This window comes from Undibacterium sp. Ji83W (assembly GCF_049340385.1).
Lineage (GTDB): Bacteria > Pseudomonadota > Gammaproteobacteria > Burkholderiales > Burkholderiaceae_D > Undibacterium.
In genome coordinates this window covers 220,857-235,652 of record NZ_JBMPOZ010000006.1, presented here as the reverse complement: position 1 = coordinate 235,652, position 14,796 = coordinate 220,857, and the positions used below count along the sequence as shown (strand labels likewise).

Below are 14,796 nucleotides of genomic sequence, written 5' to 3'. Positions count from 1 at the left end.
ATTTGTTATGGCCAGCTTACTTATCAAAAATGCCCGCGTTGTCGTCACCATGGACGACACGCGCCGTGAAATCAGCAATGGCGCGGTATACATCATCGATAATGTCATCGCGCAGGTGGGCTCAAGTGCAGACTTGCCGCAAACTGCCGATGAAATCATTGACGCGGCTGATCATGTCGTCATGCCCGGCCTCATCAATACCCATCACCATATGTACCAAAGCCTGACGCGCGTCATACCGGCGGCGCAAAATGGCGAGCTGTTCAACTGGCTGACCAACCTCTACCCTATCTGGGCCAATCTGACACCAGAAATGGTGCAGGTATCCACCCAGGCCGCGATGGCAGAGCTGATCTTGTCAGGCTGCACTACCAGCAGCGACCATCTCTACATCTACCCGAATGGCTGCCAGCTTGATCACAGCCTGCAGGCAGCGCAAGAGATAGGCATGCGCTTTCATGCTGCACGTGGTTCCATGAGCGTGGGCCAGTCAAAAGGTGGCCTGCCGCCAGACCGCGTAGTAGAAGATGAAGCCAGCATACTGCGCGACACCCAGCGCCTGATAGAGACTTATCACGACAGCAGCCGCCACGCCATGCAACGCATCGTCGTTGCACCCTGCTCACCATTTTCTGTCTCACGCGATCTCATGCGCGAATCAGCAAAACTGGCGCGCAGCTATGGCGTCTCGCTGCACACCCACCTGGCAGAAAATGCCAATGACATCGCCTACAGCCGTGAGAAATTCAATATGACCCCGGCAGAATATGCCGAAGACTGCGGCTGGGTAGGCCATGATGTCTGGCATGCCCACTGCGTGCAACTTGATGATGACGGCATCTATATGTTCGCCCGCACCGGCACTGGCATTACCCATTGCCCCTGCTCCAACATGCGCCTGGCGTCTGGCATCGCACCCATACGTAAAATGCTGGATGCTGGTGTCAGTGTCGGCCTCGGTGTCGACGGTTGCGCCTCGAATGATTCCGGTCACATGCTGGGCGAAGTCAGGCAAGCCATGCTCTTGCAACGCGTGGGCTTTGGCCCGGATGCCATGACAGCCCGGCAGGCGCTGGAAGTCGCGACCCTGGGTGGTGCCAAGGTACTCAACCGTGACGACATAGGTGCACTCAAACCCGGCATGTCGGCGGATATCGTCATGTTCAACCTCAAACAGACAGGTTATGCAGGTGCCTGGCATGACCCGGTTGCAGCCCTGGTTTTTTGCACGCCTTCAGATGTCGCATACAGCATCATCAATGGCCATGTTGTGGTCAGGGAGGGGCAGATCACGTCGATAGATTTGCCGCGCGTCCTGGAAAAACATAATCATCTGGCCCATCAACTGGCAGAAGCAGCGCGTTGACGAGCCTGAACGATTCGCAAAACCATCGCTCAAGTTATCCAACAAGCTGATTTGCTGCTGAAATGTGAAGAAAGGCACATCTTTTATCCTGCCGCTGGTGCGTTTATCGCTAAAATCATGCGCTTGTCGCAAGCAAGCCATGAGCGCTTTTTTCTCTGGCAAAGTGACAACATGACATGTCGTCATGCACAGGAGAAAACATGAAACTGAGATTTATTTTTTTATCCATACTTGCTGCTACGTCTTTATATGCGCTGGCCGCAGAATCCGTAGAAAAATTGGCCGCACCGTGGGATCTGGCTGGTGAAACACCGAAGTCCTACCAGATTGGTCTGGACCGCAGTCAAACCATTAGTGGTAAAGGCAGCAAGTTTATTCGCTATGTCAATGGTGAAGATCAAAGTTGGGGAACCCTGATGCAAATGATCGCTGCGGATCAGTATCTCAACAAACGTGTGCGTTTTCAGGCCAGGGTAAAAACCAAAGATGTGGATGGCTGGGCCGGTTTGTGGATGCGTATTGATACAAAGTCAAAGTCAGAATACCCTTTTTATAATAGTGAAGACAAACCCATCAAAGGCACGACAGACTGGCAATTACGCAGCGTGGTGCTGGATGTACCTGCCGATGCCAAAGCCATTGCTTTTGGCGTCATTGATGACGGTAAAGGCCAGGTCTGGCTGGACGACTTGAAACTGGAAGTGGTAGGCGCGGATGTACCTGTCGACAAAATGAAGCCGACCAAATCCTTGCCGACTAAACCCAGCTTATGAATCTGGCTTTGTTGAATACCCTGGCTACAGCAGGCAAGCGCGTGCTGTGGACCAGATCATCTGAAAAGAATAGCCACAGCATGCCAGACAGTGACGCTGCATCGGTAGTGTTTAATATGCTGGGCTTTTCAAGATCACAGTTCCTGCTAAGCATATGCATGCTGGCGGGCGTGATTTTGCTGGCGATACAATGGCAGGCCCATGCCTGGCTGGGCTTGCTTGGTTTACTGGCCTTCCCTTTATGTATGACGGCATGGACTCTGCTGCTTAGTCTGCGACTGTTTAGCAAATGCCGCAACTGGCTGTGGATATGGTGTTGTCTGTTGTCGCTCACTGCATTGACAGTCTGGATAGCAGTACGCACGTATCACTGGTGGGTGGATGCTCATGAGCTGCATGGTTTGAATACTTTGCAGGCTTTTGCAAGTACTATCGTGTTCAGTGGCGTATTACTGGGATGGCCTTTGTGGCGGGTGCAGATCCAGTCACGTGACTTACAGATCGCCAATTTGAAACAATTGGCACTGGCGGCAGAGCTGAAGGCTTTGCAAGCCCAGGTCGAACCGCATTTTCTTTACAATACCCTGGCTAATAGCCGTTATCTGGCACGTCATGACCCAGACAAGGCCGTGCAGATGCTGGACCACCTGATCGCCTACCTGCAAAGTGCCTTGCCAGATTTACGCAGCCCCATGTCTACCGTGGAAAGAGAATTTGAACTGGCAGAGCATTACCTGGCATTGATGGCCATACGTTTTGGCGAACGCCTGAGTTTTCAGATGCATTTTTTACCAGGTTTGAATAACGTAAGTTTACCGCCCATGATGCTGATGTCACTGGTGGAAAACGCCGTACAACATGGCGTTGAATGCCAGCCAGGGCAAGTGAAAATCATGCTGCAAGCGCGCGAACAGGCAGGAAGACTGTACATCACCGTCAGTGACGACGGCGCGGGACTTCAACAAAAAGTGCTGGGTAGTGGCGTAGGTTTGCGCAATCTGCGCCAGCGCCTGCATGCCCTGTATGGCGACAAGGCCAGCTTTGAATTGCGCATGGAAGCCGACCAGCTCACCATGGCAGAACTGATTTTGCCACTGAATTTGCGATCTGAACTGAACCATGAATAATCCCGACAGAAAACCACGCTTGCTGATCGCAGATGATGAACCCTTGCTGAGGGCAGAGTTGCGCGAATCGCTGGCCTTGCTATGGCCAGAAGCTGAAATCGTGGCTGAAGCCAGCGATGGCTATGAAGCGCTCAGACTGACCCGGGAAATGTCACCGGACGTTGCATTTCTGGATATACGCATGCCAGGCTTGAACGGCCTGGAAGTTGCCAAAGCTTTTGCGGCCCGCACCCATATCGTATTTGTCACGGCATTTCAGGAACATGCCATCGCTGCATTTGAAGAAGGCGCGCTGGACTATGTCGTCAAACCCAGCAGCCCCGCAAGACTGGCACGCACCATCACCCGCGTGCGTGAACGCCTGGGTACGCCACCGCCTGATCTGAGTAATTTCATGCAGAAGATACAGGACAAACCGCAAAAGAAAACGCAGTCACCCGCCTGGTTGCAGGCAGCAGTTGGCAATACGATACACTTTATCGATCTCAGCGAAGTTATCTATTTTTGTGCCGAACTGAAATACACGCGCGTAGTAACAGACAAAATAGAAGCACATATACGCACACCTCTGAAAGAACTGGCAGATACGCTGGAAGAAGCAGGCTTTTGGCAAATCCACCGCGCTTATCTGGTCGCCGTCAAACGCATTGCCAGCGTTAATCGCGATGCTGATGCCGCACTCTGGCTGAGTCTACGCGAACATAGCGCTCGCCTGCCAGTGAGCCAGCGCTATCAATACCGCTTCAAGGGTATGTGAATTGTTAGCACTCCATTCTGCTATAGTCTCAAGAAATTCCATCAATACTGACCTGATTTCAGGCCATTTCTCACCTTCTATTTATAAGTGCAAAAACAGATTTCATTAAATCCTGTCGAAACCGCAGAACTGCAAAAGCAGTTCCTCCATTCCCTGAAACTGGGCACAGGCAGGGCGATGCTGCTTTTGAAAGCCCATCCACAAATAGATTTCTCTGCGCAGATACTGGCTGCCACGGTCAACAATCTCGCCTATGACAGGCAATGTGAAGGCAGCAGGGCCGTATATCTGTACAGCCTGATTAAACAATCGCGGCAAAAAGATGAACTGATTCGTACCATCATTAAAAAGTTCAGTGCAAAAAAACGTAATGACTATGGGATGGACCAATTAAGTGATCTCGTCCTGTATTTTCATCATGATGGTATTGCGGGAGCGAAAAAGGCTTTATTAAAGAGATTTGAAAAATCTTTCAGCAATGGCTATGAGCTTTATGCCAGGGATGTGTTACTGGAAATCGAAGGCATGGCAGGCCTGATCATGGCCGCTGAAAAAGTGGGACAACTTCCAGAACGAGAGAGAGCAGATTACGAAGATCGCTGGCGCGTCGATGATTTTCAAAAAGAAAATAAATCTATCAATGTGTACGCAGAACTGGCTAAAGCCGCTGGTCAAAATCCAGCGATAAAAAATTATCTTGATTTGATCTTGTTGGTTGAGCCAAGAAAGAAATACAGACGCAGTAAAATTGTGCCGTATACCCTTGCAGATATTGAAGAGATCGTTGATGAAGATAGCCGGTTTGCACGATTCTGGCAATATCGTACTGAGGGTATGAACCCGGCAGATATAGAGCAAGTCGCCAGAAATATTCTGACCGAAAAAGATAACAACAAAAAAAATAAATATCTACGCTTCTTCGACAAAACAAAATTCCCATTTGACTATGCTCCCTTGCTGGAACTGGCGAGCAAAAAGAATATTAAAAAAAATCGCCGGATAATGAATGCTGTGAATGCGCTCAGTTATTTCAAAGCTGATGATATCCGGGCACTGGCACTTAAAAAATTTTCCAGTGAAAAAACACCTTGGGATTACTTAAGATTGCTGATCAATAATTATCAAGCTGGTGATGCGAAAATTTTACTTGAGATCATACAACGTTCAGACAATTTCCATCACATACATGATCTGGTAGCTGGCCTGATTGATATCTTTGAGGCAAATCCGGATGCGGAATGCAAGGCACCTTTGGAAGCCATGTACTACGGCATGAATTGTGCAATGCATAGATGGAGCGTGATAGATCTGCTAAATAGAAATGGTGTACTTTCTGACGAGATTGTGGAAGAACTTGCTTATGATACGGATGAAGATTTACGAAAATTATCCCGTAAAATTAAGCTTTCAAGAAAGATCAAAGCCCTATGAGTATTCGTTTTATTTACAAAGCAATTTTTTGTTTCTTTTGTTTTGCAATCTATTCGGAAACAGTTTTTGCCGCACCACCAAAACCCATGGAACTGGATTGCAATGGTACCAAGGCCAGCGTCGAATTTGAAGAAGAGGAGCTTAGTCCCAGGCAATATAAAGCCTACCTGACTTTAAAGGGACACGATGGCTATACCTCGATATTGACATTTTCTGTACGCAGTTTTGGCATGGAGTGCCGCAGCAATATTCTCAACTGGAGTGGCTACGTGGTCTGGCAGGCCGCTTGTCCTGCGCGTTGGGGGCATAACGAGCCCTTCGAGACCTGTGACAAGAAAAACTATTTTGGTATCGCCAAAGGCTCGAATGTCATGCTGGTTCCCAGTGCAAATAATGGGCGCTTGGCGGCTGAGCTATTTCATTATCCTTATCAGAAAAAAGCGCCAGATCTGGCGCCTGTAAAATTCTATTTCAGGGCGGATGACAATATCATCAAGTGATTTTCACTTTTCTCTGACTTCGATATCATATCTGTTGAAAAAATATGGAGGTGATTGCGGCTGGCCTCCAGTTTTTTCAATGATTTGCGTATCAGGTATCTGGTTTTCCCAGTTTCTACATGGATGTATTTTTCATGGCAACTGGAAAAAATCTTCTTGTTACTGATCAAACGCTGGCAAACTACTCCATCGTCAATTAACAGTCATCGCCCTGACCAGGCCATTTGAACGGTTAATTTCCACCAGCCGTCCTGCACGGTCAAACAGCATGATGTATTCGCGCTGTACATGTACGCCGGGATGGTCGGCAGAAGGTAAAGCCAATTTTAGCAAGGTTTTTCCCTGTGCCAGGGTCTTTACTTCCCAGAGGGTAATCTCATCATTAGTTGATGCGACAAAGATCATGCCATCTTCCAGGTGAACCTCCGGGGCTTGTTGTGAAACGCCGGTGTTCACTTCGAAGCCAGCTACCAGACTGGATTTTGCCAGCAAGATGGCGTTGCTGTTTTCATTGGCTTTCAAATAGATTCTGGCGGGCTCGTCAGCATTGTCGACTGGCAGCATGCGCCATACGTCTGAATCGGGCAAAGCCCAGGAATCACGCTGGGTAAGACGGCGGCTGGGCAGCAGGTAGCGCCATTGTTCTATGCCGTCATACGCAGCAATCAACAAGGTTTGGGCATGTGTGTTTTCTGAATAAGAAAATATTTTCCCTGGTAAATCAGCGATTTGCCAGACTACATGTAATTTGTCGACGCTGGTATCTATGGCCAGCAGGCGATTATTCATCACCACATTCCAGTGTATGCCGTCATAGCGGCGCGACCAGAATGTAACTGGCAGGGTCAGCCAGTCAGCAACACTGCGATTGGGCAGATCAATGCGGCTGATGCGCATGGTGCTGTCTCGTTTCGCCAGCACCAGTGCGCGCTGGCCATTGTCAGACAATACCAGGTGATGTGCCGGTATGGGGTAGTGCGCCAGTTGTTTGCCGACCTGGTTGACTACGCTGACGCCGCTTTCCCCCAGGGCCAGCAGATAATGTCCATCCGGCAAACGGCAGGCATCATGGATACGCATCAGGCCACGTTCTTCAAACAACATTTCAAGTGGGCTGGTTCTGGCGATGAAGGGTAGGGTTGCCATATCCATGGGCAAATTCAGGGCGGGCAGGTCGGCTCGCATTATGGCTGCATCGGCAAACTCACTCAGGCGGCTAATGTCCTGTTTTTGCAATTGGTTCAAGCCTGCAGAACGCTCCGCCAAAACATGGCGCAAGACTTCAGCCGCCAGCCTGGTGCTGGCGGCTGAGCGTTCTTTGAGTGTGATTAATTCCAGGGCCAGCCTGGCACGCAATTGTGCCCCTGCTTCACTATCCATATCCAGTATATGCCTGATGCTGGCTTCACTCTGTTTCAGGTCTGATACTTGCAAAGACAATTTCCTGGTCAGCGCACGTACGCCGAGTATGCCGCCTGCACGCTCAGCCTGGGATAACCATGACAGTGCCTGTTCGCGTTCTTCTTCCAGCGGCCATAAGATTTCAGCGGCATCAGCCAGGTCACCCTTTGCCGCCATTGCGTGTGCCCAATGCTTGCGTAATTCGCGGCCTTCTTTGGCGTGCTTCTTTTCCAGTAAATGGACTGCTTCTGAAAAACTGTTGAACAGGCGTGCGAGTTTTGCCGCCCGCAAAAAGTCACCCGCCAGCCACCATAGCCTTACCCTTATTTCTGGCGGCAACTCCAGGGTGTCGGCCAATTCAGCAGCTTGTCGCACCCTGTCTTTGCTTTCCAGGTAATTGACGGCTTCCGTACCTGATTTCAGCAATTCTGCCAGGACGAATACTGCTTCATCGATTTTTCCTTCACGGTCCAGGCGCTCAAAAGTGCGGCGGTATAATTGCCGTAAATGTTCTTGCACGTTACTGGCAACCGAGATGCTGGAGCCCAGCCCGCTACTATTGCTGATGCTAAGGCTGTCGCGTCTCCTGGGTGTGCCAAATGCCTGGCGGGTATTCTTCTTTTGCAGGGAATCAAGTGGAACTGCATGGCGTAATGCCTCGTTCAAGTCGTCGCGTTCAAACATCTCCATCATCTCACGCAGGAATTTTGCCTGGCGCTGGCCCAGCAATTTTGACATCCCGGTCATGCTTGCCATTTTTGCGGCAAAATCAGCCAGTTTTTGTGCCAGAGGAGAGAGTTTTTCCGGGGCACCTGAGTTGCCCCACGCATGATCTTTAGCCGGTCTGCGAGAATCGATCAGATTGCTGAGCCAACTGGCCATCAAACCCAGTGCACCTAGTGCAACAGGCCCGACTTTTTGCGACCAGGATTTTCTCTGGGTAGCATCATCAGGCAGCTTGCCTCCTTCAATGAGTTCTGCAGCTTCATCAAGAAAAGCTTTTTGCTGGTCACTGGCTTGCGGAATCGCGTCCCCCAGTATGTCACGTATGCCTTTGCCTGGCGCAGGCTCGTCAATCCGGGATTGTCCTCCTGCCTTTGGAAATTTCAGCGGTTTGCGCAAGCTGATCGCACTCAGGTCCAGCCATGCTGAGGGATCAATTCTATCGGCCAGCGTCAGTGTCGCCGTGTGGATTTGTGCACCCGCTACCAGGCAAAAACTGTTGCTGGCGATAGCAGCAAACTCGTCAGCGTGCAACGGTGCGCTGGTCAATACGCCATTCATTTCTGCAATTGCCAGGCCGTCCAGCCCGGCACAATGCAGATATCTCTTCTCTGAAAATTCGAGGAAATATCCGTTTAAGACTTTGTATAGCCTTGAGCCTGGCCGCCAGTGATGCAAGATGCGTGACTGTGCTTTGTCTTCGCCGATCAAATCCGGGTCAAACCAGATTCCACGAAGCTCACGCGTGCCGTCAAACAAGGGGCGTCGTATAGTAGGCTTCATTTGGATACTCCGTCCACTGTCACATTGAGTAACAAGGCTTCTTCATTCAATCCGCGCACTTTGATGTCCAGGGTATTTTGCAAGATCCAGGCAAGACGGCCACTGACTGCGTCCATGCTGATTTTGGCAATGGGTTCAGCCGAGTGATGAAGATCAACTTGTCTTGTATTGCTCACGAATTGTATGCTGTGCTTGTCGGCACTTAATACCACCAGGCCGAAATCGTCTTCACCATCATGCAATTTGTTAAGAACTCCCAGGACTTTCACAGAAGCAGAAATAGTTTTTCTGATATGTGCTTTCGATGTTCCTATCCACCATTCATTTTCACTGATTTGCAATGCCAGCAGCCCATGCTCAAAATTGGTGGCATGCGTCCACGACACTTCATTGCCAAAGAAAACACCTAGTCCAATATGTGGGATGCTCCCAACTGCCAGTGGCGCATTTTCATGAGCGTGCCAGCGGAAAATTTTTGTCGTGCCGTTTTCGATCACTGCATACAGCAGGCGATGAGCAAAGAAATCAGAACCTATGACATTGCTGGCGATAGATTTGAAGTGTGGCTCGGTAGGCTCTGGCCTTAAGGTTTTGGGCTTGCCTGTCACCAGTGGTAATGCCAAGGACGATTCCCAGCAAACCAGATGCTGGTCAATATCCTGTACAAAAACGCGGGCAATGCTGCCGGATTTATGTTGAGACTCCATGAAGTAAGTCGGCAACCAGCGCGTGCCGCCAGTTGGTGCCCTGAAATATTTCATTTCAGGTCTCTGGACAACTACTTTCTTGTGAGAAAAATGCTGGCTGGGGAAACCATAAAAACTCAAGTCTAATCCATCGGCTGAAATATAAGCCAGATTCTTGCCCATTACCCCCGCGGCCAGGATACTGCCTTTTGCAGGCTGTCTGACAGTGCGGAACTTGCCCGGCGCTGCCCGCACGGATTGCGGTACGTTGTAGATGATGATGTTGCCATCCAGTTGCGGTACTGCCAGCCAGCAGCCTTTGCTGGCAAAGCGTGGTGCCTGCTTGAGTGAGGGGCGGCTTTTCCCATTTCGTACATGGGCCAGGCCATCTATGCGTTTGAATGGCTCACGCAAGATACGTATGGCGACATCTTCTTTGGGCAGCTCAAGTTTGACGTCGCGCTGGTTGTTACGCTGGCTTAACTGCAGGTTCAGGCTGCGACTCTGGTCACCACTGAACAAATCAACTTTGATATTGAACAGGTTGGTCGCACGTTTGATGCGCGCAGTGTGGGCATCTGATATTTGCCAGCAATCGCAAAGGTTTTTGTCCTGCTCTTTTAGCAGCAAATCCCAGCTGGCAAGTTCAGTCGTCGTGGCGTTACGCAAACTCTTGCTTGTCAGCAGAGCTTTCATTGCCTCACGCCCTTGAGTTTCATGCAAGACGCCAGGGTTTTGTAATATGCCCCATTTAAATTGTGCGCCCGCTTCTTCTGCGCGACGTGACAATAGGATGAACAGGACGATATGGGCCAGGCGCGGCTCACCCAATTGCATGGGGCCAGCATCAAACAAGGCAATGCACAATTGCGAGCGCAGGCGTATATCTGGTTCTGTCCCCAAGAATAAAAGTTCACCACTTGCTGCACGTCGTATGAATTCATCTGGCTCGGCGTCTGCAAACAACCACTCTGTCATCAGCAAGCGGTCATAATTCCCACGTTGCACGATATTACCTATGCCGACAGGTTCATCATTTGTGCGTTGTGAAGCAAACTTTAAGCGCCCGACCAGGGGATCAAGGCGCAACAGCATCTGGCCGATGGCATCTGTCAGTTCGGGCGGGAATAGTGTCAGCCAGTCGCGCCAGGGTTCCAGTGCCTTTGGTAGCGGCAACTGCGCTTGCAAGGTCTGTAGTGTCATTCCAGCTCCTGCAATAGCCAGAGTAGCAAATCAGCTGACAGATAGGCAGCATCACCCAGCGGGATAATTTGCTCCGGTTCGTCCAATAAGAGCATGGGCTGCACACCCAGACGCCTTGCCAGTGCAGCCTGCACCAGATCGGCGGAGAGGCTGGTGCTGGTATGGGTAGGTAACCACAGATCACGCGCTTGCGGATGCGGGGCGCAATATTGCACACCATCCAGCCATGGCAAGATATCTGGTGGCCCCAGTACGACCAGCAAATCGCGGCTGGCGACTACCGACAGGCTGCTCAAGTCTTCTGGTGCCAGCATTTGCAGTTTATGCAGCAACTGCCTGGCCACACCGGCAATAGCAATCAGGCCTGCAGGTACGGGGGCATGCTCATTGGCTATCCATTCCAATACTGCCATCAGTCTGGTTCCAGGGCAGCGATCAGTTGTTGGCGTCGGTCATCCAGTTCTGCTGGCAAATCTGTTTTGACAAAGTTGGCATCAATTTCACGTAACAAGGCTTCTGCAGATTGCTGGAAATCGTCGGTATCTGTATTCGCCAGCAAACTATCCGCAGTTTCTGCCAGGCGGCTTATGCGTGCCAGCGGTTGTTGTACTGCTTCTTCTACCACTGCCTGCAATAAGGGGTGGCGGGCTTGCGCCAGCAAGTCGCGCAATACTTCCCGCGCATTTCGCTGTCCTGCCGCGGTGGGGATGACATACACCAGCGGCCATAAATCTGCCCTGGTCGCGACATGACGGCCAGCCAGCACTGTCGCTGCGGCGATCAGTTGTTGCGCCTTGACGATACGGCGATCTGACAATAAAACATTGGCCTGGCGCAATTGGCGTATGGCCTGGGCCAGGTCACTGCGTACTTCTGCCATGTCTACCAGAGGCACTGCACGGTTCAAAATATCAAGACTGCCCAGGTCTGCCTTGGGGGCTACCGTGCGGTGATTGACTTGCCATCCACCTTCCAGCAAATCTTCAAGGCGCGCATCCGGTACTGGTTCAACAAAGACATGCAGCAAGAAACGGTCAGCAAAAGCGGCCAGGCCCTCATCTTCCGGCAAGCCATTGGCTGCGCCTACACAAATGCGCAAGGGGCATTTGATACGGGTATGGCCACGCTTGAACTGGCGCTCGTTGAGTACGCCCAGCAAGGTATTGAGGATGGCAGTTGAACCAAGGAAGACTTCATCAAGGAAGGCAATCTCTGCTTCTGGCAGCATGCCTGCAATATCGGTTTCTACCGTACCCTCACGTAGTTTTGTCAGGTTGACGGGGCCAAACAATTCTGAAGGTTCGGTAAAACGGCCCAGCAGATATTCAAAATATTGCCCACCCAGACTTTGTGCAACACGCCGTACGACTGCGCTTTTTGCCGTGCCTGGCGGTCCAACCACCAGCAAATGCTCTTGCGCCACTGCGCCCAGTATCATGAGTTCTGCCAGTTGGTCCCGGTCTATCAAACCCGTAGTGGCTTCACGTATGGCATCTCTGATGCGTGATGAAGCTTCTTGAGTCGCTTCACGTATTCTTTCTTTCAAACTTGCTGTTGACTCTTGCATGGGTGGATGTACTTTGATAATGGGATTGGTGGCAAATTCATGACAAGTTCGGGTCTGGAGCCAGATTATTGCCGGAATATCTGATTATAAACGGGGCTAAGCCTGAATTTCAGGCTGATCTGGTCAGATTCGAAAAGATGGCACTATGTCTTGCCTGATCTGCTCATGCGCCAATTCACGAAAACATTACATTTGCTGGAATAAATGTGTGTGATTGCGGCTGACTTCCAGTTTTTCTGCATGGCCCTTCAAGCCTATCAATTGGCGGCCACGGAAATCGCGGGTGACTTCTGCAATCGCAGAGACGCGCACCAGGGTAGAGCGATGGATGCGCCAGAATTCTTTGGGGTCGAGTTCGTCTTCCAGCTCTTTCAATGATTTGCGGATCAGGTATTCAGCCTGCTCAGTCTGCACCAGGGTATATTTTTCGTCGGAACGGAAAAACAAGACCTCCTTGGTGCTGACCATGCGCAAGCTGGTACCGACGCTGGCTTGTATCCAGCGCAGGTATTCGCGCTTCTGGCTTTGCTGCTGCATTAATTGTGTCAGCATTTGTTCGACCTGCTTTGCCTGGTCGCTGGCGGCATTTGCTGGTGCTGTTTTTTCTTGCTCGCGTTGCTTTAGTCTTTCTTGCAGGCGCTGGCAAGTACCGGCCAACCTGTCGGCCTCTACCGGCTTCAACAAATAATCCATGGCACCGCGCTCGAATGCCTGTATCGCATATTCGTCATAGGCCGTCACAAACACCACCAGCGCCTGTTTGGCCAGGATGCTGGCGGCTTCTATGCCATTCTTGCCTGGCATGCGTATGTCGAGGAAGATAATGTCGGGATTTAACTCTTCCGCCTGCTCTATCGCGACTATGCCATTGGCAGCCTCGGCAATGATGGACAAATCTGGCCATACTTGTTGCAGGCGTGCGCGTAACTGGTCGCGCATCGGGCTTTCATCATCGACTATCATTGCGGTGGCGGACATGCTATTACCTGGTGGTGGATTGCAGAATCAATAAGAATAATATTGTTAAGCTTTACTGTCTACAGGCACGAGTATGCCGACGACTGCACCGCCCGTTTGCGGTGCCTCGATAACCAGCTGTGCCTTGCCTGAATACAGCACTTTCAAGCGCTCACGTATATTCGTCAGGCCCATGCCATCGTCGGCATGCATGTCAAAACCCATGCCATTGTCGCTGACTTCGACCAGTAATTGTCCGTCTACTTTTTTGGCCGTGATGCTGATATGGCCACCTGTGGTCTTGGGTTCCAGGCCATGCTTGATGGAATTTTCCACCAGGGTTTGTATCATCATCGAAGGGAAGGGCAGGAATTCCAGTTCAGACGGCAAGTTTATATCGTAAGTCAGCCGCTCCTGCATGCGTGCCTGCATGATGTTCAGGTAGGCACGGCACATTTCCATTTGCTGGCCCAACTTGCCATTTCCCTTGTCGCGCATTTGTGGCATGGCCGAGCGCAGGTATTTGATCAGGTGCTGGTGCACTACGGTGGCTTGTGCCGGATTGGTTTCTATGAGCTGGCCTATCAAGGCCAGGGTATTGAATAAAAAGTGCGGTTCTATCTGCGCCTGCAAGGCTGCCATCTCTGCTTCGAGCAGCCTACGTTCCAGTGCTTCGACATCGGCACGGGTTGCGGCTGCAGTGGCGGCGATCTCTGCACTGCGCTTGCCGCCCGCCAGACTCTTGATGATGAAGGAAGCGAACACCAGCGCTGGCATCAGCCCCCCCAACCCTAGCGCGCCTCCTACTATAACGGCGACCAGCGAGATGCCCAGCAAAGATGTCCAGGGAACTACAGCCAGCCAGTCAAAGAACTTCCACCAGACCACGGTCACCGTATCGGTGATGTCCATGATCAGGTCGAGTACCTTGTTATCGTCGCGATGTTTCATACTAGCTTTCTATTCTCCGCTTATTTTTTCAAAGCGGCTTATTCAGTTTGCGGGTTTGTTGCTGTCTTGTCTTTGTCAGCAAACAATTTGACGATGATAGCGCCAAACACCAGGCCATTTGCCAGCGATGATAAATGCAATATGCCGCCAGTGATCAAAGTCAGCAAAGAAGTCAGCAAGAGTTTCTTCCAGGATGCCTGCAATACCCAGTCAAAAGCTTCGCGGCCTACATATGCCAGCGTCTCAGCCAGGTTTTTTACAAAGGCCAGAACTGGGTTGTTGTTTGTATTGTTCATGTTATCGCTCCTGTTAGTTGCTGTTTCGACGGTGACCAAAGATGTGTCTTCTGTTTTTTCGTTTTTTTCTGTTTGAGAATTCATTTTTTCTCTCCTGTTTGCTGGATGACTTGCTGCATCCATGTAAGCAGAATAGCAGGCACTTTTAAGAGCTTACAGTCCGCTGCGACTAACAGTATCTTGCCGTGGTCCAACGGTAATTTTGGGGGATAAATGGGAGACCTGCACAAGTTATCGTCTGAAGAGGCTTGCAGCACAGATGGCAGGCAAGCCTC

13 protein-coding genes are annotated in these 14,796 nt (G+C 50.8%); 6 read left to right on the top strand and 7 right to left on the bottom strand.

What is annotated here, in order from left to right; genetic code table 11:
* Positions 1–7: 7 nt before the first annotated feature.
* From ACO0LD_RS12995 to ACO0LD_RS12970, 6 genes are all read left to right on the top strand, one after another.
* On the top strand, positions 8–1,366 hold the full coding sequence (locus ACO0LD_RS12995) for an 8-oxoguanine deaminase (RefSeq protein ID WP_423007366.1): 1,359 nt from the start codon (positions 8–10) through the stop codon (positions 1,364–1,366).
* Positions 1,367–1,566: 200 nt separating this feature from the next.
* Entirely contained in the window at positions 1,567–2,139 is a 573-nt protein-coding gene (locus ACO0LD_RS12990; protein WP_423007364.1) for a transcriptional regulator, read from the top strand.
* A complete protein-coding gene (locus tag ACO0LD_RS12985) occupies positions 2,136–3,266 on the top strand; it encodes a sensor histidine kinase (protein WP_423007362.1) in 1,131 nt (376 codons plus the stop codon). The genes ACO0LD_RS12990 and ACO0LD_RS12985 overlap by 4 nt, the downstream gene beginning before the upstream one ends.
* Complete coding sequence (locus tag ACO0LD_RS12980) at positions 3,259–4,023, top strand: LytR/AlgR family response regulator transcription factor (protein WP_423007360.1); 765 nt, start codon at positions 3,259–3,261, stop codon at positions 4,021–4,023. Before ACO0LD_RS12985 ends, ACO0LD_RS12980 begins: the two co-directional genes overlap by 8 nt.
* Before the next feature lie 87 nt (positions 4,024–4,110).
* On the top strand, positions 4,111–5,454 hold the full coding sequence (locus ACO0LD_RS12975) for a hypothetical protein (RefSeq protein WP_423007358.1): 1,344 nt from the start codon (positions 4,111–4,113) through the stop codon (positions 5,452–5,454).
* 86 nt (positions 5,455–5,540) lie between these two features.
* Positions 5,541–5,954 carry a hypothetical protein gene (locus ACO0LD_RS12970; protein WP_423007356.1) on the top strand — a complete coding sequence of 138 codons (414 nt, stop codon included), beginning with the start codon at positions 5,541–5,543 and terminating at the stop codon, positions 5,952–5,954.
* A 192-nt stretch (positions 5,955–6,146) separates the two neighbouring features.
* On the opposite strand, the gene ACO0LD_RS12965 is transcribed toward ACO0LD_RS12970, so the two are convergent.
* The 7 genes from ACO0LD_RS12965 to ACO0LD_RS12935 all read right to left on the bottom strand — a co-directional run bounded on the left by ACO0LD_RS12965 (position 6,147) and on the right by ACO0LD_RS12935 (position 14,521).
* Positions 6,147–8,861: a bpX6 domain-containing protein gene (locus ACO0LD_RS12965; RefSeq protein ID WP_423007354.1), complete on the bottom strand. Its 2,715-nt coding sequence runs from the start codon at positions 8,859–8,861 to the stop codon at positions 6,147–6,149.
* Positions 8,858–10,750, bottom strand: a complete 1,893-nt coding sequence (locus tag ACO0LD_RS12960) for a hypothetical protein (RefSeq protein WP_423007352.1) — start codon at positions 10,748–10,750, stop codon at positions 8,858–8,860. The genes ACO0LD_RS12965 and ACO0LD_RS12960 overlap by 4 nt, the downstream gene beginning before the upstream one ends.
* On the bottom strand, positions 10,747–11,163 hold the full coding sequence (locus ACO0LD_RS12955) for a hypothetical protein (RefSeq protein WP_423007351.1): 417 nt from the start codon (positions 11,161–11,163) through the stop codon (positions 10,747–10,749). The genes ACO0LD_RS12960 and ACO0LD_RS12955 overlap by 4 nt, the downstream gene beginning before the upstream one ends.
* The gene (locus tag ACO0LD_RS12950; protein ID WP_423007349.1) at positions 11,163–12,317 is read right to left on the bottom strand and encodes an AAA family ATPase; all 1,155 of its coding nucleotides are present in this window, start codon (positions 12,315–12,317) and stop codon (positions 11,163–11,165) included. The genes ACO0LD_RS12955 and ACO0LD_RS12950 overlap by 1 nt, the downstream gene beginning before the upstream one ends.
* 186 nt (positions 12,318–12,503) lie before the next feature.
* Complete coding sequence (locus ACO0LD_RS12945; protein WP_423007347.1) at positions 12,504–13,295, bottom strand: LytR/AlgR family response regulator transcription factor; 792 nt, start codon at positions 13,293–13,295, stop codon at positions 12,504–12,506.
* Positions 13,296–13,340: 45 nt separating this feature from the next.
* Positions 13,341–14,225: a sensor histidine kinase gene (locus tag ACO0LD_RS12940; RefSeq protein WP_423007345.1), complete on the bottom strand. Its 885-nt coding sequence runs from the start codon at positions 14,223–14,225 to the stop codon at positions 13,341–13,343.
* Positions 14,226–14,263: 38 nt separating this feature from the next.
* Positions 14,264–14,521 carry a hypothetical protein gene (locus ACO0LD_RS12935; RefSeq protein WP_423007343.1) on the bottom strand — a complete coding sequence of 86 codons (258 nt, stop codon included), beginning with the start codon at positions 14,519–14,521 and terminating at the stop codon, positions 14,264–14,266.
* Between the last annotated feature and the right edge of the window lie 275 nt (positions 14,522–14,796).